Source organism: Roseixanthobacter glucoisosaccharinicivorans, assembly GCF_043195095.2.
In the GTDB taxonomy this organism is placed as follows: domain Bacteria; phylum Pseudomonadota; class Alphaproteobacteria; order Rhizobiales; family Xanthobacteraceae; genus NCEH01.
The window spans coordinates 3,139,112-3,157,674 of sequence record NZ_CM195538.1 but is presented as its reverse complement, the minus strand read 5'-3'; the positions used below and the strand labels follow the sequence as shown (position 1 = coordinate 3,157,674).

Sequence of the window (18,563 nt, the reverse complement as noted above, 5' to 3'; positions counted from 1 at the left end):
TCATGAGCAACACCGCACATGATCTCGCACAACGATTAGGTCGGCAGGCCGAGGCAGTGTGCCGCCATTACCTCTCCGCCGGCCGTCGTGAAGGCGGCTATTGGCTTGTCGGCGACGCCCGCAACGTCGCTGGCCGTTCCATGTTCGTGCGGCTTAGGGACACGACGAAAGGGCCAGCGGGCAAATGGACGGACGCCGCCACCGGCGAGCATGGCGACCTGCTCGACGTCATCCGCGAAAGCTGTGGCCTGGTAGACTTCAAGGATGTCGCCGACGAGGCGCGATCCTTCCTTAGCCTCCCGCATCCTGAGCCGGAGCCCGATCAATCCCGAGTACGCAGACCCAGTGCCCCGACCGGATCGCCGGAAGCGTCACGGCGACTGTTCGGCATGTCGCAGCCGATTTCCGGGACTCTCGTAGAAACGTATCTCCGCAATCGCGGCATTACGACTTTGCACGGAACCGGAAGCCTCCGCTTCCATCCGCGTTGCTACTATCGGCCCGACGACGATAGCTCGACCGAGACTTGGCCGGCGATGATCGCTTCCGTCACCGACCTAGCAGGGCATCAGACTGGGGCGCATCGCACCTGGCTCGATCCGGGCGGCTTCAGCGAGGCGACGCTCGGCAAGGCGCCGATCGACACGCCGCGACGGGCGATGGGCGACCTTCTCGGTCACGCTGTACGATTTGGCGTAGCGAGCGAAGTCATGGTGGCTGGCGAAGGCATCGAGACGATGCTGTCGCTCCGATGCGTCTTGCCGATTATGCCGATGGTCGCGGCGCTCTCGGCGGCGCATCTCTCCGCCATCCTGTTCCCGGACACGCTTCGCCGGCTCTACATCGCCCGCGACGACGATCCTGCCGGTGACGGCGCGATGGCGACGTTGATCGACCGGGCGCAAAAGGCTGGCATCGAGGCGATCGTGATCTCGCCGCAGCTCGGCGACTTCAACGAGGATCTCCGGCTGCTCGGTATCGATGCGCTTCGGGCGGCAAGCCGGGTGCAGATCGCCGCACAGGACGTTGCCCGCTTCATGGAGCTGGCGGGATAGCCGGAACGGGATGAGAAGACGCGTCCGCGCCGTCACGGCGAGGCTGGCGGTCATGCTCCACCAAAGTCGGAAAGGGCCGCCCCCACGGCCTTCTGAGAGGGCGATCGGGCGGCAAACGGCCCGGACCGGCAATGGCTGCGACCAGCGATTTTCCGGCGCGGCCCGACCCACCCCACGCGATAGATCGCGCGGGGACCCCGAGTAGCGCCGCTTTCCATCGCGAAGCAAAATCGCCGGCCTTCGCCATCCTCCGCTGCCGCTTCGGCCCTCCGCTGCGCTCCGGGTGCAGGTCCGGACCGCCCGCCGCCTTCGTCGCCATGAAGGCCGCGATGGGCGCGGTCGATCCGACGAGGAAGCCTGCGATGACCACCGACCGCGACGACGACTTCGAACCACACCACTCTTCATCCACGACCGACCAGGTCCTCCACGAACTCCAGCTCTACGGCTACCGCCCCTTTCACGACGAACCCGACCCCCGGCCGCTTCCCGAAGCGAATATCCTCGCGGGCAGCATCTCCGACATCTTCGACGCACTAATGGTGGCGCTTTCAGACACGCGCCTCGAACCCGACCTCGAAGACCTGCTCTGGTCGACGGTGAATGTCTTCCACCGCGCCATCGACCGGATCGAACGCGAACTCGACGACAACGAACTGGCGCAGCAACGCTCGCAGCGGGAGCAGGACGGCAGCGAGGTCAAGTCCGTCGAGCTGGAGCGACTGACGGCGGAAGGCCAGACGTTGATCGAACGACGCAACGCCTTCGAGCTGATGCGCGACCAGGCCGGCGACCAGTTCGAGCAGCACACCCATTCAGCCTGGCGGCCGCGCAATGGATCGAAGGTCAACCATCGCAACCTGACCTCGGCGATGATCGACAGCCGCGATTTCCTGGCGGCGAAGAAACGCGCCGACAACCAGGTGCTCCTGCCCGCGGGCCCGAAGGTGGCGCTCACCGGCGGGCTCGATTTCAACGATCACCGGCTGATCTGGGCCAAGCTCGACCAAGTCCACGCCAAGCACCCCGACATGGTCCTGCTGCACGGCGGATCGCCCAAGGGTGCCGAGCTGATCGCCGCCAAATGGGCCGACAACCGCAAGGTCCCGCAGATCGCTTTCAAGCCCGACTGGACGAAGCACGCCAAAGCCGCACCCTTCAAGCGCAACGATGCGATGTTGGATGTGCTGCCGATCGGCGTCCTGCACTTCCCCGGAACCGGGATCCAGGACAACCTCGCCGACAAGGCGAAGAAGCTCGGCATCCCGGTCTGGAAGTTCGGCGGCGCGTAAGCGTCGCCTTGCCGTGTTCGATTGTTCACGGGCGTTCAACACGCGACGCCGCCGCGGTCCCACACGTCGGTGAGGGACGGAACGCCGCCTGACTCCTGTCGGCAAGGACCACCCCGCGTCTCGAAGCGCTGATCCTTGGTCCGACCACGGCCCTGACGCCATCAACCCGCAAGGGGTCGGCTTACGCCATGCGTGCCGCCGCTTCGTCTTCGTCTACGCGGTGATTGCGGCCCCTGGCCGAACACATCGGGCGCCTGTCGCGCGGGGATGGCCCCCGCCTGAGCACAGGAGCCAGATCAATGTCTCAGTCCCTCGCGTTCGCCAACGGCTGGAACCTCGCTCGAACCCTGATGGTCTGCGTCGTCATTTTCCGAGCCGGAACGGGCGGATACGGCGCCATGCCCGCCAGTGAATATGACGGCGATCCGGCCGCCATCGTCCACGAATTCGACCCCTTCCAGCGATGAAGAGGCCGATCCTTAGGCTGCCCGGGCAGCGGAACTCCCACGGGAATTCCGCTCCCGTTCCTGCCCATTTTCGGCTATATTCGAGATCGCGCCGTGGTGGTGGTGGAAGGCGCGACCGTCAGACCTTTATCTTTCGGAGAACACCGCCATGATCATCTTTGGACCACTGCTCGTCATCGCCGGCATCTGCTTTATCTGCTGGCTGCTCTTCACCCTTGCTGTCTTCGCCTTGCCGTTCTTCGTGGGCCTGACGCTCGGCGTCTGGGCGTTTCACAGTGGCGCCGGCGTGCTCGGGGGCATCCTGGTTGGCTTGGTCACCGGCGGGGCGACGTTCGGGATCGGCCAGTTCGCGCTGGGGTTCGTGCCCTGGACCTGGCTGCGGCTTCTGATCATCCTGCTCTTCGTCGCACCCGCCGTCGTCGCCGGATATAGCGCCACCTACGGGATCGCGCACATGGCGATGCCCTCCGCGACCTGGCAAACGATCTTCGCAGTGATCGGTGCGATCGCCGTCGGCATCACGGCGTGCTTGCGCTTCACGGGAATGGCTACGCCCGGACTGGCCGGACAAGGCATGGCGCGGACCTGATACGACCGGCGGCCAGGGCGGGACGCGGATCTAGCCTCGGCCGCGCCCATTCTCGTCGTCGGCGATGGCAGGGTCTGACGGTGCGTGTGGATTGTCACCGCGACGGCACCGGCAGCGCCCTTACAGGCGCACTTCGACCAAGCGTATTCGCGCTACGTCCACGCGGCTGACATTGCGGTTCGCTAAACTGGGCTCGCGCAGAGCGTTGGTTTCGAACGACCGAGCGTCGCCCGGATGGAGAAGGGCCTTATCCGCCGAAGGCCCGCGTCGGCTCATTTCCAGAGCGACGGTCGCCACGTTCTCCTTGATGTCATCTCTGTAGATCGAGAGCACCAAACGGCCTCTTCAATGGGCTGATCTAGCCGAAGGACGGCTGAAGCCTCGATCGCCTATGGCACAACAGCGGCGTCAAACTTTCTTCCCCTGCCGGCTGCGCCGTCATTCCTCGCGCAACAAGAAAGCCCTCCTTTGCTGTCGAGCCCCTTCGGGGTGCGCCGTCGATCGCCTCCGGCCAACCGATCGCCATCGAGGCCGCAATGGTGCGGGCTCGAAACAGAGTTCAAGGAGAACGACCATGGCCACCATCGGCACCTTCAAGAAGACCGGCTCGAACGAGTTCACCGGCGAAATCGTCACCCTCTCGGTCCAGGCCAAGAACGTCCGGATCGTTCCCGAAGCCGCCCGCACTGGCGACAACAGCCCCAGCCACCGCGTCTATGTCGGTCGGGTGGAAATCGGCGCCGCCTGGTCCAAGCGCTCCAACGAGGGCCGCGACTATCTGGGCCTCAAGCTCGACGATCCGAGCTTCACCGCCCCGATCTTCGCCAACCTTTTCGACGACGAGGAGGGCGAGGGCTACAGCCTGATCTGGTCCCGCCCCAACGGCCGCCGGAGCGACTGATCCGCTCCCCATGCCCCGTCCGGCTGGTCCGGGCGGGGCATCGCCTTCTGCTCGAAGGGACGGCCGCCAACCTTGAACGGTCGGAATACCTAGTTTACTAGGTGGCAGTATATTAGGTGGCACGGCGATCTCACCGCATGAGCTTGCGGGAGATCGTCGCCACGAATCTGCGAAGACTGAGACATGCCAAAAGCATGTCACAGGAGGAGCTTGCCGATCGTGCGGGCATCAATCGCAACTATGTCGGAATGCTCGAACGAGAGCAGCATTCCGCGACCGTCGACATGCTGGAGAAGCTCGCCGAGGTCCTTGAGTCGGACCCTGCCGAATTCTTCCGGCGCGAGACGTGAACCGCAGTCGTTACAGAAACTAAGGCTCGACCGCCGCCTTTTTCCGCGCCTTCACGGGCACGGCGCGCACCAGTTCGGTTGCTTCCACCTCGAGCGCCTCCGCGATCCGGCCGAGCACCGTGACGCTCGCCGAGACGTCGGCGCGTTCGATCCCTCCGACGTACCGGGCGCTCAACCCGGCCCTTTCGGCCAATTCCTCTTGCGTCATCCCTTTCGCATGACGCAACCGACGCAGATTGACCGCCATGACCTCCTTAAGATCCATGGCGATGATGGAGCCGATATAGGAATTATCGTTCCAGGAATGATCGTTCCGATTCGTACATGCCTTTGCTTTTCATCGACGCTGCGGAGGCCTCAGTTTGCCATTTCCGCGAGCAACGTGATGCGCGCCAAGCATCGCGGCGTAAGTATTCGCGGCCCAAATCTTGCAAAAATTCGCGGTAAATGAATGGCTAACACATTGCTTTGATCTCAAGGGGGTAGATCGCAATGACTCAGGTGCCTTTCCAGGACCGGCCGCCGCACACCGACCGCTTGAACGCCTATGACGAGCAACATCTGGCGATCTATCTTCGATTGCTAATGGCCGACGAAGAGGGCGCTGACTGGCGCGAAGTCGTCCAGGTGATCTTCGGCCTCAACCCGGCCCAGGAGCCCGCCCGTGCCAAAACGGTTCATGACAGCCACCTGGCGCGGGCCCGCTGGATGACTGAGACGGGCTATCGGCACTTGCTTGAACCCCGGATGCAGTGAACCGACACCCCACACTCCCACGGCTCGCAGCCACACGCGATGCAACCTTAAGGGCTACTTTTGCCGACGAGTTTTCCGGATCGTGGCGGCCCTCCTTGAGAGAGGACAAACGAGAGGAAACGCCATGCCCACGGAGTATTGGCGCTCGCCGGAGACGATTGATCGCCTGAACCGCCTCGAACGCCCCGGCTTCGCCGTCGAATTCCTGCGCCGCAACATCCACTACCGCCGCGATTTCGCGCAAACACAACGCCAGATCGCACGCGCCTCCGTCGATGCCGAGACCGCCCGTGCCGGTCTGGCTCGGCGATGGGGGTTGCGCTTTCGCCCATGACCCCGCGTCTCCAGTCGGACTCGAACCCGTCATGTGGCTGCCGGAAGTTTCGCCGGCCACGCTGATCCTGGAACCGGCGCCAACCGGGTTCGAGGCCGCTTCATCCTTCGATCCCAGCGCCTTCGGTCCGGCACTCGTCGAGCGCACGGACGCCGATGGACGTGAACTGGTGATCGTCGACGGCTCGGACGAACTCCATATCCGCCTGCAAGACGACCAAGCCACGCGACGGCCGGCCGTGCTTCTGCCGCTCGACAGCATGTTCGAGCTTCGGCTCGACGTCGCGCTACGCTTCGCCCGTCGACTCAGCGGCCAGCGCATCAACTTTCTCCCGGCCGCCCTGCGGCTCACGTCTTTCCAGAAACGGCGACTGATTCAACTCCTCCACGCCTTCGACGTTCACGATGCCGGCGGTGGCCCGCGCGACATCGCGGCGGAAGTTCTCAGCTCCGACCACGCCCAACTTCCCTCTGTCGAGTGGAAGGATTCCCACGCGCGCCGCAAAGCCAACCGCCTGATCCACGATTCGATCGCCCTCGTCGAAAGGGGCTATCTGAAGCTCCTGCGCGGTCTCTGACGCGCGCCTCCATCCATCCCCACGCATCGCTATCACCACACCGACCATGGGCCACTGGCCTCGTCCGCGACGTCTCCGTTCGTCCCGACGCAAACGGGGGGACACACGCCAACGAAAATATTCGTCCACCCCCAACGCCTGAACTCTCCGCCACCGTGACCCCGACATGCCGCGACTTGGCCGCGGCGCTTCGAGGCAAGACGGAGGCACATCATGCCCGACAGGGCCGCGCAACTCGCCACGCGCTACGTCCGCACACATGAAGCGGCGCGCATCCTCGGCATCTCACCGCGGACGCTGGAGAAATACCGCTGCCACGGTAGCGGCCCGACCTTCCGCAAGCTCGGCGGGCGTGTCGTCTACGCGATCGACGACCTCGAGGCCTGGGCCGACCAGGCCGCGTGCAGCTCGACGTCCGATCCTCGATACGTCGAGGCCCGCGCCGCCGGCCACGCGCATCGCTGAAGCGGCGCTCGTCGATGTCGTCTCGCCGCCTCATCACCGCCAGCGAACGGAGCAAGCTCGACCCGTTCGTCGTCGCCACGGGTGACGCCAGCCCGCGCGATCAGCGCGACCTGATGGAGCGGCCGTTCTTCTCGCTGGCCAAAGCTAGGCACACGGCGCCGATCCTCTACGAAGCCGCCGGTGTTCGGGTCGAGGTCTACGCCGTGCCCGAGCACGGCATGGCGACCATCTGGGACGCCGACGTGCTGATCTGGGCGGCGAGCCAGATCGTCGAGGCCGAGAACCTCGGCTTCAAGACCTCGCGCTTCCTTCGCTTCACGCCCTACCAGCTTCTGACCGCGATCGGTCGGCAGACAGGCGCACGCGATTACAAGCTCCTCAAGGGCGCGCTCGCCCGCCTGCAATCGACCGTCATCCGCACGACCATCCGCAACGGCGAACATTGGCGCCGTCATCAGTTCTCCTGGATCAATGAGTGGGAGGAATGCACGACGCGCGACGGCCGCGTCGAGGGTATGGAGTTCGTACTCCCCGACTGGTTCTACCGCGGCGTCATCGACCGCTCGCTCGTCCTGGCCATCGACCCCGCCTACTTCCGTCTGACCGGCGGCATCGAGCGCTGGCTTTACCGCGTCGCCCGCAAGCACGCCGGTCGCCAGCCCAAAGGCTGGCTGTTCGAGATCGCTCATCTGCACGAGAAGTCCGGCAGCCTGGTGCGCGTCTCCGATTTCGCGCTGCAACTCCGACGCATCGCCGCGCGCCAGCCGCTGCCCGGCTATCGCCTGCGCATCGAGTGGCAGGGCCGCCGCGAGCTGCTGCGCATCCTGCCGGCTCACATATCCACAGTCCCTGTGGATGGCGCTGTGGAAGCGCTCGGGACTTCGCACGCAAACGATATCGGGACTCCGCACGCAGCCCTATCGGGACTTCGCACGCACGAACCGCAGCTAACACTTTGGCCGGAAACGGCGATTCCAGGCCTTAACTTAGAGTCTAACTCAGAATCTAACTCTTGTTGTTGGTCCGCGCGATCTGCGGATAAACGCGCCACCTCCGCTGCGCAGGCCTCCGAGCCACCAGCACGACAGCCATCGCTGCCCTTCGGTCGCAAGCCGGGAAGGAAGAGATGATCGTCGCTCTGCTCAACCAGAAGGGCGGCGTCGGCAAGACCACGCTTGCGCTTCATCTCGCCGGCGAGCTGGCGCTGCATGGCAAGCGCGTCACGCTGATCGATGCCGACCCGCAGGGCTCAGCACTCGATTGGTCGCAGCAGCGGGCGCGGGAGAACGTCTCGCGGCTATTCGGCGTCGTCGGCCTCGCGCGAGACACGCTCCATCGCGAAGCGCCGGAAATTGCACGCACCGCCGATCACGTCGTCATCGACGGACCGCCGCGTGTCGCGGGGCTGATGCGCTCGGCGCTCCTGGCCGCCGACCTCGTGCTGATCCCGGTACAGCCGTCGCCCTTCGATGGCTGGGCTTCGGCCGAGATGCTGGACCTGCTCCGCGAGGCCCGCATCTATCGCCCCCGGCTCGCCGCGCGCTTCGTGCTGAACCGCTGCGGCGCGCGCACGGTCATCGCCCGCGAGACGGCCGAGACTCTGGCCGATCACGATCCGCCGGTGCTCACCAGCACCATCGGCCAGCGCGTCATCTTCGCCGACGCCGCGCAATCCGGCCGCCTCGTGTTCGAGCTGGCCGAGCAGAGCGCCGCGGCGCGCGAGATCGCGGCGCTCGCCGCAGAAGTTTCGAGGATTGCGCCATGAGCGCGGGTGGCCCCCGACGCGGCTTCGCCGCCCGGCCCGGCAACGCCGAGAGCTGGATCAAGGCGCCCGACGCCTCAAGCCGTCGCGGCGACGAGCCCTCCGCCTTCACCGCCCGGTTGACGATCGACGTCACGCCGGCGCTGCGCGGCCGCATCAAGGTCGCCGCTTTCCGGCGTGGGATCACCGTCGCCGACATGCTGCGCGACCTCCTGGCGCGCGAATTCCCCGCCGATCCCGGAGAGACCTCATGAACGATAACGAGCCGTCGCCGCGCGTCGTGCCGCCATCGCATCGGCGCACCGTCGCACTTACCCATGTCGAGCTGACCTGGATCGAGAAGAAAATCGAACACTGGCTACGCTTCGGCCGCCGCGCCGAGGAGAAGATCCTCGATCGCCGCCGCAGCATCTCCAGCTTTAAGCCCGGCAGCATCTTCGCGTTCGTGCGCTGGGCGTCGAACGACTACGGCACCGTCGTCTCGCGCATGGACATCGTGCGCGCCGTCGAGCCTGGCGCACGCTTCCAGACGCTGCCCTTCGTGCGCCCGGGCGGCGAGATCCTGCTGCGCGTCGATAGCTGGCCCAAGGTCGAGCGCGTTCTGCAGGCGATCGATGCCATCGAGGCGCTCGACATCGATCCCGCCGATGCCGCGCCGGAATACTGGCGTCACCTCCACAACCGTTTCGCCGCCGGCCATGAACCGCGCCCCTACACGCGCGAGCAGCACGCCGCCTGGCTCAAGCGCCGGAGCGTCACGCTATGACCCGCTTCGGCTACGTCATGACGACGTATTTCGCCATGCTCGTCTTCATCGGCGTGGCCTTCGTTCATCCGGCGCCGCGCCTGATCTGGAACGCCACGGCGAGCACGCCCACCGGGCTTTACGCGCTCCGTCCGGCTGGGCGGCTGCACGCGCTCGAACTGGTTGCCGTGCGAGCACCCGAACCCATCGCCAGCTATCTCGCCGATGGTGGCTTCCTGCCCAAGGGCGTGCCGTTGCTGAAGCGTGTGATGGCGCTGCCTGGGCAGACCGTATGCCGCGCGGGCGACGCCATCACCGTCGATCATATCGCCGTCGGCGCGGCGCGTGAGCGCGATCACCTCGGCCGCCCGCTCCCGCGTTGGAGCGGCTGCCACACGCTCGGCCCCACCGAAGTCTTCCTCATGAACCCGACCGTCCCGGACAGCCTGGACGGACGCTATTTCGGCCCGCTTCCCACCACCGCGATCGTCGCCCGCGCGGTCCCCTTGTGGACCGACGAGGCCGGTGACGGCCGCTTCGTATGGCGTGCCGCCACCGATTGACCCGCTTCTCAACCCGCCAACAACGGAGGTTTCCCATGGCGCAGATTGGTCAGTTCACCCGAGACAAGTCCGGCTTCACCGGGCGCATCCAGACGCTCTTCTTCTACCGTGACCTTTCCCTCGTTCCGGCCGAATCCTCCGATGCAGAGAACGCGCCGGACTACCGCATCCACCTTGGCGATGGCGACGGCCCGGAGATCGGCGCGGGCTGGAAGCGCACCGGCGAGAAGGCGGGCGAGTACGTCTCGCTCGTCATTGACGATCTGGCGCTGTCACAGCCGATCCGCGCGAACCTCTTCCAGTCGGGCGATGACAAGTCGGCCTGAGTGCTGAACTGGAACCGTCCGCCGAAGCGCGGCGATCGGGGCTGATCACATGCGGCGCGCGCTTCTTCTGCTCGCCAGCGTGACGGCGTTCGGCATGCCCGTCGTCGCCGTTCACGCTCAGGCGACGCCCATCGCGGTGCAGGCTTCGAGCGATTCCTACGCCGCTCTCGTTACCGAAGCCGCGCAACGCTTCGGCATCCCGGCGGCATGGATTCGAGCGATCATGCGGATCGAGAGCCGTGGCGATCGACGCGCCATCTCACCCAAGGGCGCGATGGGCCTAATGCAGCTCATGCCCGAGACATGGGCAGCGCTGCGCGCTCGCTACGGCCTCGGGCGCGACGCGTTCGACCCGCACGACAACATCCTGGCTGGTGCGGCTTTCCTGCGCGAGATGCACGACCGCTACGGATCGCCAGGATTCCTCGCGGCGTATAATGCCGGGCCTGGGCGATACGAAGATTATCGCGATCGGCATCGTCCGCTGCCGCCTGAAACCGTCGCTTACGTCGCAGCGCTTGTCCCTTTTGTCGGGGACGGCGCGACCGATGGGCCTGTCCTCGTGGCGGCCTCCGATCCGTCGTCCTGGACCCAGGCGCCGCTTTTCATCGTGCGATCGGCAAGCGCTGAACCTTTCGATCGCGCGACGGCCAAACCGCCGTCGAGCGACTCGCCGCCTGGCGTCTCGGTGCGCGACCTGTCGGCCATCGCACCGCAATCCGATGGGTTGTTCGTCCACGTTTCCGCAGCGGGGCCGAAGCCGTGATCGCGCCGCTCTTCCATCGACGTGCCACTACATCGCCTAGGTCACCTCGGGCTTTCCGTGTCGGCTCGGCGGCCCCCAGCGGCTCAGGAGGATGCATCGCAAACACAGGGGGCGATTTCGCAGGCAGGCGTGGGGAAGCGTGCTTCCGGGAAGAAGGAAGGGCGGACAGGGGAGGAGAGCAGAAACCAACCGACCGAGGGCCAGATAAAAGGCCGCAGGGTGCGGCTCGGTCGGTCGGTTGTTTTTGCTGGGGTTTTTCACTGATCCGGCAATGTGTGGCGTCCACCCGCAATGTGCGCGCGGCCTGCAATCCCTTGCCGGAGCTGGGTTTCCTGCACATTGCGGGGGCCGGCCATGGCTGAGGAGAACGACTTCCAGCCACGGCCTGGCCGCATCCGATCTTCTCGCAGTCAGCGCGCCAAGCCGTTCATCGCCCAGGCGCTCGCCGCCGCTCAGCGTGCCGGCGGCGGCATCTCGCGGCACGGCCTGCTCCGGAGCAACAGCCGCTCGACCTTCGGCCGCGGCCGTGTCGCCGCCGTCCGGGCGAACCATCTCCTGACAGGCCGCTCGCGTCTGGTGACGGTTAAGACCCGCGTGGTCCGTCACACCGCCCGGTCCGCGCCGCTCGGCGCCCATCTCGGCTACCTCCGGCGCGAGGGCGTCACCCGGGACGGGGAGAAGGCGCGGCTGTTCGGTCCCGAGACCGACGACACCGACCCGAAAGCCTTCGCCGAGCGGTGCGAGAAGGACCGCCACCATTTCCGGTTCATCGTCTCGCCCGAAGACGCCCCGGAGATGGCCAACCTCCAGAGCTTCACTCGCGAGCTGGTCGGCCAGATGGAGAAGGATCTCGGCACCAAGCTCGACTGGGTCGCCGTCGATCACTGGAATACGCAGCACCCGCACGTCCACATCATCGTGCGCGGCGTCGCCGAAGATGGTCAGGACCTGGTCATCTCGCGCGACTACATCAAGGAGGGGATGCGCGCCCGCGCCCAGGACCTGGTCACACAGGAGCTGGGGCTGCGCAGCGATCTTGATATCCGGCACGCGCTCGAGCGCCAGGTGGAGGCCGAGCGCTGGACCCAACTTGATCGGCAACTGGTTCGCGATGCCGATCGGCATGGCGTCGTCGACCTGGCTCCCGGCGCCGCTCAGCCGCCCGACGAATTCCATAGTCTAAAGGTCGGACGGCTGCGGCATCTGGAGAGCCTCGGCCTCGCGCATCAGATCGGCCCCGGCCAATGGACCACGGACGCGGCCGCAGAGACGACGCTACGCGAACTCGGCGAGCGCGGCGACATCATCAAGCGCATCCACCGCGGCCTGACCGAACGCGGCATCGATCGGGCGACCGCGAGCTACGTCCTCGCCGGCGAGAGCCTCGACGTTCCCATAGTCGGCAGGCTCGTCGACCGTGGCCTCGACGACGAGCTGAAGGGCACAGCCTATGCCGTGGTCGACGGCGTCGACGGCCGCACCCACCACATAAAATTTCCTGACCTCGACGCCGCCGGCGACAGCGCGCCGGGCTCAGTTGTCGAGCTGCGCAAGTTCGATGATGCGCAAGGTCGACGTCGCGTCGCGCTCGCCGTGCGGTCCGATCTCTCGATCGAGAACCAGGTGACGGCCAGCGGTGCGACCTGGCTCGATCGGCAGGCCGTCGCCCGTGATCCCGTGGCGCTTGGACAAGCCGGCTTCGGCGCCGAGGTGCGCGACGCGATGGACCAGCGGGCCGAACAGCTCGTCGAGCAGGGCCTCGCGGAACGCCAGGCACGAGGCATCGTCTTCTCCCACGGCTTGATCGGCACACTTCGGCGACGGGAGGTCGAGGCCTTGGGCGAGCGGCTCGCGGCCGAGACCGGCCAGCCATTCAATCAGGCGGCCGCCGGCGAGTATGTCGCTGGCGCCTATCGCCAGCGGTTCGCGCTCGCCTCGGGCCGCTTCGCCATGATCGACGACGGCCTTGGCTTCCAGCTCGTGCCCTGGACGCCCTCTCTGGAGAAGCAACTCGGCCGCCACGTCTCCGGCGTCACGCGGGGCGACGGCGGGATCGACTGGGGCTTCGGCAAAAATCGGGGGCTCGGCCTGTGACCGACCCTACCCACCAGCAACTTCAAGAAAGGAAGTCCGCTGTGTCCGCGACCAAAATCCTCTGGGGCCAGGTCATCACCGTCTTCGCCATCGTGCTGCTGGCGATCTGGACGGCCACGGAATGGACCGCCTGGCGCCTCGGCTTCCAGCCGGAGCTTGGGCGGCCTTGGTTCGAGCTGTTGCATTTCCCCTTCTATCTGCCCCCAGCCTTTTTCTGGTGGTGGTACGCCTACGACGCCTATGCGCCGTCCATCTTCGTCGAGGGCGCATACATCGCGGCATCGGGCGGACTGATCGCCGCTGCCGTCGCGATCGGCATGTCGGTCTGGCGGGCCCGCGAAGCGAAGAATGCCGACACCTACGGCTCGGCGCGATGGGCGCAACCGAAGGAGATCGAGCAGGCCGGGTTGCTCGGCCCGGACGGTGTCGTGCTCGGTCGGCATCAGCGCAGCTATCTGCGCCATGACGGGCCGGAGCATGTGCTGTGCTTCGCCCCGACCCGGAGCGGCAAGGGCGTGGGCCTCGTTATTCCCTCTTTGCTCACTTGGCCCGGCTCGGCGATCGTCCACGACATCAAAGGTGAGAACTGGCAGCTTACCGCCGGCTTCCGTGCCCAGCATGGCCGCGTCCTTCTATTCGATCCGACCAATGCGAAGTCGTCTGCCTACAATCCGCTGCTCGAGGTCCGGCGCGGCGAATGGGAGGTGCGCGATGTGCAGAATATCGCCGACATTCTGGTCGACCCGGAAGGCAGCCTCGAGAAGCGCAATCACTGGGAGAAAACCAGCCATGCTCTGCTGGTCGGCGCGATCCTGCACGTCCTCTACGCCGAAGAGGACAAGACGCTCGCCGGCGTCGCCGCTTTCCTGTCCGACCCCAAGCGGCCGATCGAGTCCACCCTGGCGGCGATGATGAAGACCGCCCACCTCGGCGAGGCCGGCGTCCATCCCGTGGTCGCCTCCGCCGCGCGCGAGCTGCTGAACAAATCCGCCAACGAAAGGTCCGGCGTGCTGAGCACGGCCATGTCGTTCCTCGGCCTCTATCGCGATCCAGTCGTGGCCGAAGTGACGCGCCGCTGCGACTGGCGGATCGGCGACATCGTTGCCGGCGATCGGCCGACGACGCTCTACCTCGTCGTGCCGCCGTCCGACATCAACCGCACCAAGCCGCTCATCCGCCTGATCCTCAACCAGGTTGGCCGGCGGCTGACCGAGGATCTGCAGGCCAAGGCCGGGCGCCGCCGGCTCCTCTTGATGCTCGACGAGTTCCCGGCGCTCGGCCGCCTCGACTTCTTCGAGTCCGCGCTGGCCTTCATGGCGGGCTACGGGATCAAGAGCTTCCTGATCGCCCAGTCGCTGAACCAGATCGAGAAGGCCTATGGCCCGAACAATTCGATCCTCGACAACTGCCATGTGCGGGTCAGCTTCGCGACCAACGATGAGCGGACGGCGAAGCGGGTCAGCGATGCGCTCGGCACCGCGACCGAGATGAAGGCGATGAAGAACTATGCGGGGAGCCGGCTATCTCCATGGCTCGGGCATCTCATGGTCTCGCGCTCGGAGACCGCGCGCCCGCTGCTGACGCCTGGCGAGGTGATGCAACTCCCACCTAGCGACGAGATCGTCATGGTGTCGGGCGTCCACCCGATCCGGGCGAAGAAAGCACGCTACTACGAGGATGAACGGTTTCAGGAGCGCATCGTGGCTCCACCCGATCCGGTGCAGCCGAAAGAGGGACGCCCCGACGATTGGAGTTCGCGCCCGTTACCGCCGCGGCCGCCGGCGCCGGCAGCGGCCGATGGCGAGGACGCCGACGACGAAAACCCGAAGAACGCCGACCGCCGGAAGCAGCCGGAACTCAGCCAAGGCACGGTCGAGAAGCAGGCTCCGATCGAGAATGAATTTGCGCTCGACCAGCCCGACGAGATGGAGGAGGACGCACCGCGCATCGGCCGCATGAACGACCTGATGCAGGGCCTCGCCCAGCAAGCCTCGCTCGATCCCGGCGACGATCTCGGGACGTGAGGTCCGCATGGTGACGGCAAAGAAGAAGGCGCAGCTTTCCGTGTATCTCGATCCGGATGTCATGCGGGCCTTGTCGGCCTATGCGGCGCGACGGGAGCAGTCGATGTCGCTGATCGCCGAAGCTGCGATCGCGTCGTTCCTGTCGCCGGATGCAGATGAGCGCAGGGAGGCCGCCATCGCGAAGCGGCTCGACCATCAGGACCGGCGCCTAGCTCGGCTCGAGCGCGATGTCGGGATCGGTGTCGAGACGCTGGCGCTGTTCATCCGCTTCTGGCTCAACACCACACCGCCGCTCCCCGAACCGGCCGCCAAGGCGGCGCGGGCGCAGGCTGGAGCGCGCTACGACAATTTCGTCGCCACGCTGGGCCGGCGTCTGAACGAAGGTCCGAAGTTGCGGCAGGAAATTCCGGACGATGTTCAGGAGCCTTCGGCAACCCAATTCGATGCCAAATGAGGCTCATGGCCCCCTATCTTCCGGTTATCTTCCGGCTTTCTTAGCCGCCGACTCAATCCATGTACCAAGATTGTCGTAGCCTTTATCGGCAGCCCAATCATAGATAGGAAATAAGGTCGAGAATGTATGGTTGGTCCGGTCACCAAGATCGTAGGTCACATCGCCTAGTGGCATGGTCCCAACATCACTTGCCAGTTGCCAGCCCGAAGTTTTGATTTCCTTAAATCGTACCGTGCCATTATCCAGCGTAAATGCGAGACAATCGAAAGGATTGTCGCCGATGGCGCTGGCCGGGCTGTGCAACGATCCGATTGTATGGATGCGAACGGCGAGTAGTCCGTTGCCTCGCATGAAACTACGGAATATTTCGTAGCGCACCCATCGGCGCAGGCAAGTTTCCGCACCCACTAGGACGCATGTTACCGTAGTATTGTTCATACCCTCACGAAGAAAGCGCTTCAGTGCATCATCGCTTTCCCGCTTGCTTGCCTCGAACACCGAGCTATCAAAAAAACCAGCGTCATCGCGCTCGCCCTGTGCCACTTTCGTTACCCATGAATTTCGAACAACCCATGCACGGCTCACATCGGGCGTGTAGTGAAAGCTGAAGAATGTGCGCCGAGCCATCCTGCGGATCCTAGGGAGGGGTTGAACCGATTATACGCCGCATAAGATTGATGTAGCTGATCTCCGATTGCAATTCGGGATAATTCTTCGGAAGATCCGGATTCAAGCGGTAGAGGTTTCCTGCGGCAGCTCCCGTCGACGCTACAGGAAACACGGGCACTCCCGGTTGCGCTTTGCAAAACAAGTTGTATTCCTCTTCCACACCCTCCATGCCGCCAATGAAAATTCCACATAGAAACGGGCCTCTCATCATCATATCGCGCATGTGGCCTAAGCTCTTTTCTCTGTCGTTATCGACAGCGTCAGTAAGGGTCACGCGCTCGAACGCTTTATTGTCTTCGGGAAATTCCCGCCCGAAAAATCGACTTTGAAACATCACCACCTTGTCTCCGACCGGCAGACCTGCCTGGGCGATCTGGAGCCTGATCATCGGAGAAATTGCTGGATGACCACCAAATACTAATTGAATTCCTGTTTCCACGATAACGATCGTAAGCGCTCGAACGGCATCCCTGATAGCAACAACATCTGCCGTGTTAAAATAGACAGCGTTGCGTGACGGCAGCGGGACGCTGGCCGACAAAAATATCCGCCGCTCGACCGGCACGGTCATATTCCGCTGGCGGCTTTTAGGTCGCTTAGCCATTTCTTTGCGTCCACGATGCTAAGGCTACGCGCGCAAGCGATGTTGTCATTGAGCCATCCAAGGTGCTGAAGCCACCGGCTGCGGATGCCGGTCTGGTCGTAAAGCAAAATAGGTGGTTGAGCGTAGGCCTTACCTTCATCCAAATCGCGCTGGTGCAACCGCCCGAGCGACTCGTATCGTTCGGCGTCTGGGACTCCGATCGCAGGCATAACCAACGCCCTGAACCCACCGGCCGCTGAGAGAATGAGGTTGCGCTCCAAAGTCGTCAGCACCTGCATTCCTTCGTGGCGCGCTTCAATCGCGAATTCACGGACAAGGAAGGCGTGGCGTGCGCCAAATGCTCTCGCTCGAAGCCCTTCAACCGCATCGACGATTTCGCTTACTTCAACGTCTTTGAGCTGAGCCCCAGGGCCGAGAGTGTTCGACCCAGCAAAATCGCCTTCGGAGAGAGGATGGAATGCACTGAATGCAGCCGTTGCTCCCTCTGTCTGGCCGGGCCATAAGATCTGTAGGAGTTGGATGTTGGAGGTATTCGCCCGAGCGAGCTCCTCTTCGGTCCATCGGCTTGCTAGAAAGCCAGGAGTGTCAAGCAGGACCGCGACGTCCGTATCGGCCAGTCGATGCCATAAGATCTCTTGGAATGGCTCCCCGGGGCGGATTACTCCTTGCGTGTCGAGGAATACGTCAAAGCCGGCGGCATCGAGCGCTTCATAGAGTTGCGTGGCCACACCGCTCGACTCGACACGTCTGTAACTGATGAACAAGCGCCGTTTTTCACGCAGCAGGCCGAAGCCCTCGAGAATGCGAGCAGCAAGACGTTCGAAATCACTGCCGCAGTCCGCCAGAGAACACCCATTCAGCGTAGCTACTTCAGGCGTCACCATCGTGCCAAAGTTCGTGATGCTCTCAACTACGGGAATGACCAGGGCGCCATCGCCAAGGAGAATTTCGAGTCTCTTCGTGTCGATAACCGACAATACGGGCGACGGAACCGAGCCAAAGAAAACTGCGACCGCAGGCATTCGGCGGTTTATATCGGAGTCGCAGTGACCTGACGTCAGACTGACCAGAAACTTCTTTGGATTCACCCCCAGTTTGTCAAAGGCGTGCGCCACGGCGGCGACCAGCCGACCAGCACGCTCGCTTACTTGCGGGTTCCCTTCCTGCCCAAGGACCACGAGTTGGTACTTGCCAGTGAGAGACAGGGGTACAGCCATGAAGCAGCGGTCCTTCTTTCATGTTAAGCGGTAATTACAAAGGAATCCGCTACAACTATTTCCCGGCCGCTTTAGCTGCCGCTTCAATCCATGCTTTCAGTTTGGTATGATCATCATATTTATATACGGGATACTTGTTCTTGGTAAGAAGCGCAGGCGTATCTCCCGCGGTGTCCACCTCTCCAGCAAAATTCTTTAGATGATGAATCTGAACACCAAGAATGCCATTGCCTCGGTCAATAGACTTCTGGATCTCGTAGTTTATAAATTTACGCCCAGCGGTTTTGTTGCCAATGCAGACGACCGTTACACTTGTTCCAATGAGACCATCATCAATTAGCTTCTTAACGGCATCATCACTCTTTTTCTTCGCTTCCTCCCACAGCGAACTGTCTTTGAAGCCAGCCGCCGATTCATCGACAATTTCGGGCAGATTTCGAATCTGATTCACGCGAACAATATCGCGTTGGTAGTGGAAGCTAAAGAATACGTGTCGCGCCATGGTTTCCTCCTCGCCCTTCATTCTAGGCGTTCCATCATACATTAGCCGGTC

26 protein-coding genes are annotated in these 18,563 nt (G+C 63.9%); 20 read left to right on the top strand and 6 right to left on the bottom strand.

All coding sequences use genetic code 11. From position 1 onward, the window contains the following. The first annotated feature begins 2 nt into the window (after window positions 1-2). The 4 genes from V5F78_RS14675 to V5F78_RS14660 all read left to right on the top strand — a co-directional run bounded on the left by V5F78_RS14675 (window position 3) and on the right by V5F78_RS14660 (window position 3,403). Complete coding sequence (locus V5F78_RS14675) at window positions 3-1,055, top strand: DUF7146 domain-containing protein (protein ID WP_394071323.1); 1,053 nt, start codon at window positions 3-5, stop codon at window positions 1,053-1,055. A gap of 362 nt (window positions 1,056-1,417) precedes the next feature. Then, window positions 1,418-2,347 carry a DUF2493 domain-containing protein gene (locus V5F78_RS14670; protein ID WP_394071395.1) on the top strand — a complete coding sequence of 310 codons (930 nt, stop codon included), beginning with the start codon at window positions 1,418-1,420 and terminating at the stop codon, window positions 2,345-2,347. A gap of 299 nt (window positions 2,348-2,646) precedes the next feature. After that, window positions 2,647-2,814 carry a hypothetical protein gene (locus tag V5F78_RS14665; RefSeq protein WP_394071324.1) on the top strand — a complete coding sequence of 56 codons (168 nt, stop codon included), beginning with the start codon at window positions 2,647-2,649 and terminating at the stop codon, window positions 2,812-2,814. A 148-nt stretch (window positions 2,815-2,962) separates the two neighbouring features. Next, window positions 2,963-3,403: a hypothetical protein gene (locus V5F78_RS14660; RefSeq protein ID WP_394071325.1), complete on the top strand. Its 441-nt coding sequence runs from the start codon at window positions 2,963-2,965 to the stop codon at window positions 3,401-3,403. A 120-nt stretch (window positions 3,404-3,523) separates the two neighbouring features. Here V5F78_RS14660 and V5F78_RS14655 read toward each other — a convergent pair whose 3' ends face one another. Further along, entirely contained in the window at window positions 3,524-3,736 is a 213-nt protein-coding gene (locus tag V5F78_RS14655; RefSeq protein ID WP_509276238.1) for a hypothetical protein, read from the bottom strand. A gap of 241 nt (window positions 3,737-3,977) precedes the next feature. Between V5F78_RS14655 and V5F78_RS14650 the strand changes: the two genes are divergently transcribed. Together V5F78_RS14650 and V5F78_RS14645 are read left to right on the top strand one after the other, a co-directional pair. Beyond that, complete coding sequence (locus V5F78_RS14650; RefSeq protein ID WP_394071326.1) at window positions 3,978-4,304, top strand: DUF736 domain-containing protein; 327 nt, start codon at window positions 3,978-3,980, stop codon at window positions 4,302-4,304. A gap of 137 nt (window positions 4,305-4,441) precedes the next feature. Then, window positions 4,442-4,654: a helix-turn-helix domain-containing protein gene (locus tag V5F78_RS14645; protein ID WP_394071327.1), complete on the top strand. Its 213-nt coding sequence runs from the start codon at window positions 4,442-4,444 to the stop codon at window positions 4,652-4,654. A 19-nt stretch (window positions 4,655-4,673) separates the two neighbouring features. Here the strand turns inward: V5F78_RS14645 and V5F78_RS14640 are convergent, their stop codons facing one another. Beyond that, on the bottom strand, window positions 4,674-4,919 hold the full coding sequence (locus V5F78_RS14640; protein ID WP_267211246.1) for a helix-turn-helix domain-containing protein: 246 nt from the start codon (window positions 4,917-4,919) through the stop codon (window positions 4,674-4,676). 227 nt (window positions 4,920-5,146) lie between these two features. Between V5F78_RS14640 and V5F78_RS14635 the strand changes: the two genes are divergently transcribed. The 14 genes from V5F78_RS14635 to V5F78_RS14570 all read left to right on the top strand — a co-directional run bounded on the left by V5F78_RS14635 (window position 5,147) and on the right by V5F78_RS14570 (window position 15,520). Further along, window positions 5,147-5,410: a DNA -binding domain-containing protein gene (locus V5F78_RS14635; protein WP_338829727.1), complete on the top strand. Its 264-nt coding sequence runs from the start codon at window positions 5,147-5,149 to the stop codon at window positions 5,408-5,410. 124 nt (window positions 5,411-5,534) lie between these two features. After that, window positions 5,535-5,744 (top strand): transcriptional regulator domain-containing protein, encoded by a 210-nt coding sequence (locus tag V5F78_RS14630; protein ID WP_394071328.1) that lies wholly within the window; start codon window positions 5,535-5,537, stop codon window positions 5,742-5,744. 31 nt (window positions 5,745-5,775) lie between these two features. Beyond that, the gene (locus V5F78_RS14625) at window positions 5,776-6,321 is read left to right on the top strand and encodes a DUF2285 domain-containing protein (protein ID WP_394071329.1); all 546 of its coding nucleotides are present in this window, start codon (window positions 5,776-5,778) and stop codon (window positions 6,319-6,321) included. A 213-nt stretch (window positions 6,322-6,534) separates the two neighbouring features. Further along, the gene (locus tag V5F78_RS14620; protein ID WP_002718036.1) at window positions 6,535-6,786 is read left to right on the top strand and encodes a helix-turn-helix transcriptional regulator; all 252 of its coding nucleotides are present in this window, start codon (window positions 6,535-6,537) and stop codon (window positions 6,784-6,786) included. 14 nt (window positions 6,787-6,800) lie between these two features. Next, on the top strand, window positions 6,801-7,916 hold the full coding sequence (locus tag V5F78_RS14615) for a replication initiator protein A (RefSeq protein WP_394071330.1): 1,116 nt from the start codon (window positions 6,801-6,803) through the stop codon (window positions 7,914-7,916). Further along, window positions 7,913-8,551 (top strand): ParA family partition ATPase, encoded by a 639-nt coding sequence (gene parA, locus V5F78_RS14610; RefSeq protein ID WP_394071331.1) that lies wholly within the window; start codon window positions 7,913-7,915, stop codon window positions 8,549-8,551. The genes V5F78_RS14615 and parA overlap by 4 nt, the downstream gene beginning before the upstream one ends. Further along, a complete protein-coding gene (locus tag V5F78_RS14605; protein ID WP_394071332.1) occupies window positions 8,548-8,802 on the top strand; it encodes a hypothetical protein in 255 nt (84 codons plus the stop codon). The genes parA and V5F78_RS14605 overlap by 4 nt, the downstream gene beginning before the upstream one ends. Further along, window positions 8,799-9,314 (top strand): DUF2840 domain-containing protein, encoded by a 516-nt coding sequence (locus V5F78_RS14600; RefSeq protein WP_394071333.1) that lies wholly within the window; start codon window positions 8,799-8,801, stop codon window positions 9,312-9,314. Before V5F78_RS14605 ends, V5F78_RS14600 begins: the two co-directional genes overlap by 4 nt. Then, window positions 9,311-9,856, top strand: a complete 546-nt coding sequence (locus V5F78_RS14595) for a S26 family signal peptidase (RefSeq protein ID WP_394071334.1) — start codon at window positions 9,311-9,313, stop codon at window positions 9,854-9,856. Before V5F78_RS14600 ends, V5F78_RS14595 begins: the two co-directional genes overlap by 4 nt. 35 nt (window positions 9,857-9,891) lie before the next feature. Continuing rightward, window positions 9,892-10,182 carry a DUF736 domain-containing protein gene (locus tag V5F78_RS14590; protein ID WP_394071335.1) on the top strand — a complete coding sequence of 97 codons (291 nt, stop codon included), beginning with the start codon at window positions 9,892-9,894 and terminating at the stop codon, window positions 10,180-10,182. A gap of 49 nt (window positions 10,183-10,231) precedes the next feature. After that, window positions 10,232-10,948, top strand: coding sequence for a lytic transglycosylase domain-containing protein (locus V5F78_RS14585; protein ID WP_394071336.1), 717 nt, complete (start codon window positions 10,232-10,234; stop codon window positions 10,946-10,948). Between the two features lie 354 nt (window positions 10,949-11,302). Then, on the top strand, window positions 11,303-13,042 hold the full coding sequence (locus V5F78_RS14580; RefSeq protein ID WP_394071337.1) for a relaxase/mobilization nuclease domain-containing protein: 1,740 nt from the start codon (window positions 11,303-11,305) through the stop codon (window positions 13,040-13,042). 41 nt (window positions 13,043-13,083) lie between these two features. Then, window positions 13,084-15,066 (top strand): conjugal transfer protein TraG, encoded by a 1,983-nt coding sequence (locus tag V5F78_RS14575; RefSeq protein WP_394071396.1) that lies wholly within the window; start codon window positions 13,084-13,086, stop codon window positions 15,064-15,066. Window positions 15,067-15,073: 7 nt separating this feature from the next. Then, a complete protein-coding gene (locus tag V5F78_RS14570) occupies window positions 15,074-15,520 on the top strand; it encodes a CopG family transcriptional regulator (RefSeq protein WP_394071338.1) in 447 nt (148 codons plus the stop codon). A 24-nt stretch (window positions 15,521-15,544) separates the two neighbouring features. On the opposite strand, the gene V5F78_RS14565 is transcribed toward V5F78_RS14570, so the two are convergent. The 4 genes from V5F78_RS14565 to V5F78_RS14550 are packed head-to-tail and all read right to left on the bottom strand — an operon-like array spanning window position 15,545 to window position 18,533. Further along, window positions 15,545-16,147 carry a TIR domain-containing protein gene (locus V5F78_RS14565; protein WP_394071339.1) on the bottom strand — a complete coding sequence of 201 codons (603 nt, stop codon included), beginning with the start codon at window positions 16,145-16,147 and terminating at the stop codon, window positions 15,545-15,547. A 10-nt stretch (window positions 16,148-16,157) separates the two neighbouring features. Next, window positions 16,158-16,760, bottom strand: a complete 603-nt coding sequence (gene thcA, locus V5F78_RS14560; protein WP_394071340.1) for a Thoeris type III anti-phage system protein ThcA — start codon at window positions 16,758-16,760, stop codon at window positions 16,158-16,160. Next, complete coding sequence (thcB4, locus tag V5F78_RS14555) at window positions 16,757-18,010, bottom strand: Thoeris type III anti-phage system protein ThcB4 (protein WP_394071341.1); 1,254 nt, start codon at window positions 18,008-18,010, stop codon at window positions 16,757-16,759. Before thcB4 ends, thcA begins: the two co-directional genes overlap by 4 nt. Before the next feature lie 55 nt (window positions 18,011-18,065). Further along, window positions 18,066-18,533, bottom strand: a complete 468-nt coding sequence (locus tag V5F78_RS14550; protein WP_394071342.1) for a TIR domain-containing protein — start codon at window positions 18,531-18,533, stop codon at window positions 18,066-18,068. Between the last annotated feature and the right edge of the window lie 30 nt (window positions 18,534-18,563).

Excerpts from the sequence above, each read along its gene's own strand:
- V5F78_RS14675 (WP_394071323.1), top strand. The coding sequence starts at position 3 with ATGAGCAACACCGCACATGATCTCGCACAACGATTAGGTCGGCAGGCC.
- V5F78_RS14670 (WP_394071395.1), top strand. The coding sequence starts at position 1,418 with ATGACCACCGACCGCGACGACGACTTCGAACCACACCACTCTTCATCC.
- V5F78_RS14665 (WP_394071324.1), top strand. The coding sequence starts at position 2,647 with ATGTCTCAGTCCCTCGCGTTCGCCAACGGCTGGAACCTCGCTCGAACC.
- V5F78_RS14660 (WP_394071325.1), top strand. The coding sequence starts at position 2,963 with ATGATCATCTTTGGACCACTGCTCGTCATCGCCGGCATCTGCTTTATC.
- V5F78_RS14650 (WP_394071326.1), top strand. The coding sequence starts at position 3,978 with ATGGCCACCATCGGCACCTTCAAGAAGACCGGCTCGAACGAGTTCACC.
- V5F78_RS14645 (WP_394071327.1), top strand. The coding sequence starts at position 4,442 with ATGAGCTTGCGGGAGATCGTCGCCACGAATCTGCGAAGACTGAGACAT.
- V5F78_RS14640 (WP_267211246.1), bottom strand. The coding sequence starts at position 4,919 with ATGGATCTTAAGGAGGTCATGGCGGTCAATCTGCGTCGGTTGCGTCAT.
- V5F78_RS14635 (WP_338829727.1), top strand. The coding sequence starts at position 5,147 with ATGACTCAGGTGCCTTTCCAGGACCGGCCGCCGCACACCGACCGCTTG.
- V5F78_RS14630 (WP_394071328.1), top strand. The coding sequence starts at position 5,535 with ATGCCCACGGAGTATTGGCGCTCGCCGGAGACGATTGATCGCCTGAAC.
- V5F78_RS14625 (WP_394071329.1), top strand. The coding sequence starts at position 5,776 with ATGTGGCTGCCGGAAGTTTCGCCGGCCACGCTGATCCTGGAACCGGCG.
- V5F78_RS14620 (WP_002718036.1), top strand. The coding sequence starts at position 6,535 with ATGCCCGACAGGGCCGCGCAACTCGCCACGCGCTACGTCCGCACACAT.
- V5F78_RS14615 (WP_394071330.1), top strand. The coding sequence starts at position 6,801 with ATGTCGTCTCGCCGCCTCATCACCGCCAGCGAACGGAGCAAGCTCGAC.
- parA (WP_394071331.1), top strand. The coding sequence starts at position 7,913 with ATGATCGTCGCTCTGCTCAACCAGAAGGGCGGCGTCGGCAAGACCACG.
- V5F78_RS14605 (WP_394071332.1), top strand. The coding sequence starts at position 8,548 with ATGAGCGCGGGTGGCCCCCGACGCGGCTTCGCCGCCCGGCCCGGCAAC.
- V5F78_RS14600 (WP_394071333.1), top strand. The coding sequence starts at position 8,799 with ATGAACGATAACGAGCCGTCGCCGCGCGTCGTGCCGCCATCGCATCGG.
- V5F78_RS14595 (WP_394071334.1), top strand. The coding sequence starts at position 9,311 with ATGACCCGCTTCGGCTACGTCATGACGACGTATTTCGCCATGCTCGTC.
- V5F78_RS14590 (WP_394071335.1), top strand. The coding sequence starts at position 9,892 with ATGGCGCAGATTGGTCAGTTCACCCGAGACAAGTCCGGCTTCACCGGG.
- V5F78_RS14585 (WP_394071336.1), top strand. The coding sequence starts at position 10,232 with ATGCGGCGCGCGCTTCTTCTGCTCGCCAGCGTGACGGCGTTCGGCATG.
- V5F78_RS14580 (WP_394071337.1), top strand. The coding sequence starts at position 11,303 with ATGGCTGAGGAGAACGACTTCCAGCCACGGCCTGGCCGCATCCGATCT.
- V5F78_RS14570 (WP_394071338.1), top strand. The coding sequence starts at position 15,074 with ATGGTGACGGCAAAGAAGAAGGCGCAGCTTTCCGTGTATCTCGATCCG.
- V5F78_RS14565 (WP_394071339.1), bottom strand. The coding sequence starts at position 16,147 with ATGGCTCGGCGCACATTCTTCAGCTTTCACTACACGCCCGATGTGAGC.
- thcA (WP_394071340.1), bottom strand. The coding sequence starts at position 16,760 with ATGACCGTGCCGGTCGAGCGGCGGATATTTTTGTCGGCCAGCGTCCCG.
- thcB4 (WP_394071341.1), bottom strand. The coding sequence starts at position 18,010 with ATGGCTGTACCCCTGTCTCTCACTGGCAAGTACCAACTCGTGGTCCTT.
- V5F78_RS14550 (WP_394071342.1), bottom strand. The coding sequence starts at position 18,533 with ATGAAGGGCGAGGAGGAAACCATGGCGCGACACGTATTCTTTAGCTTC.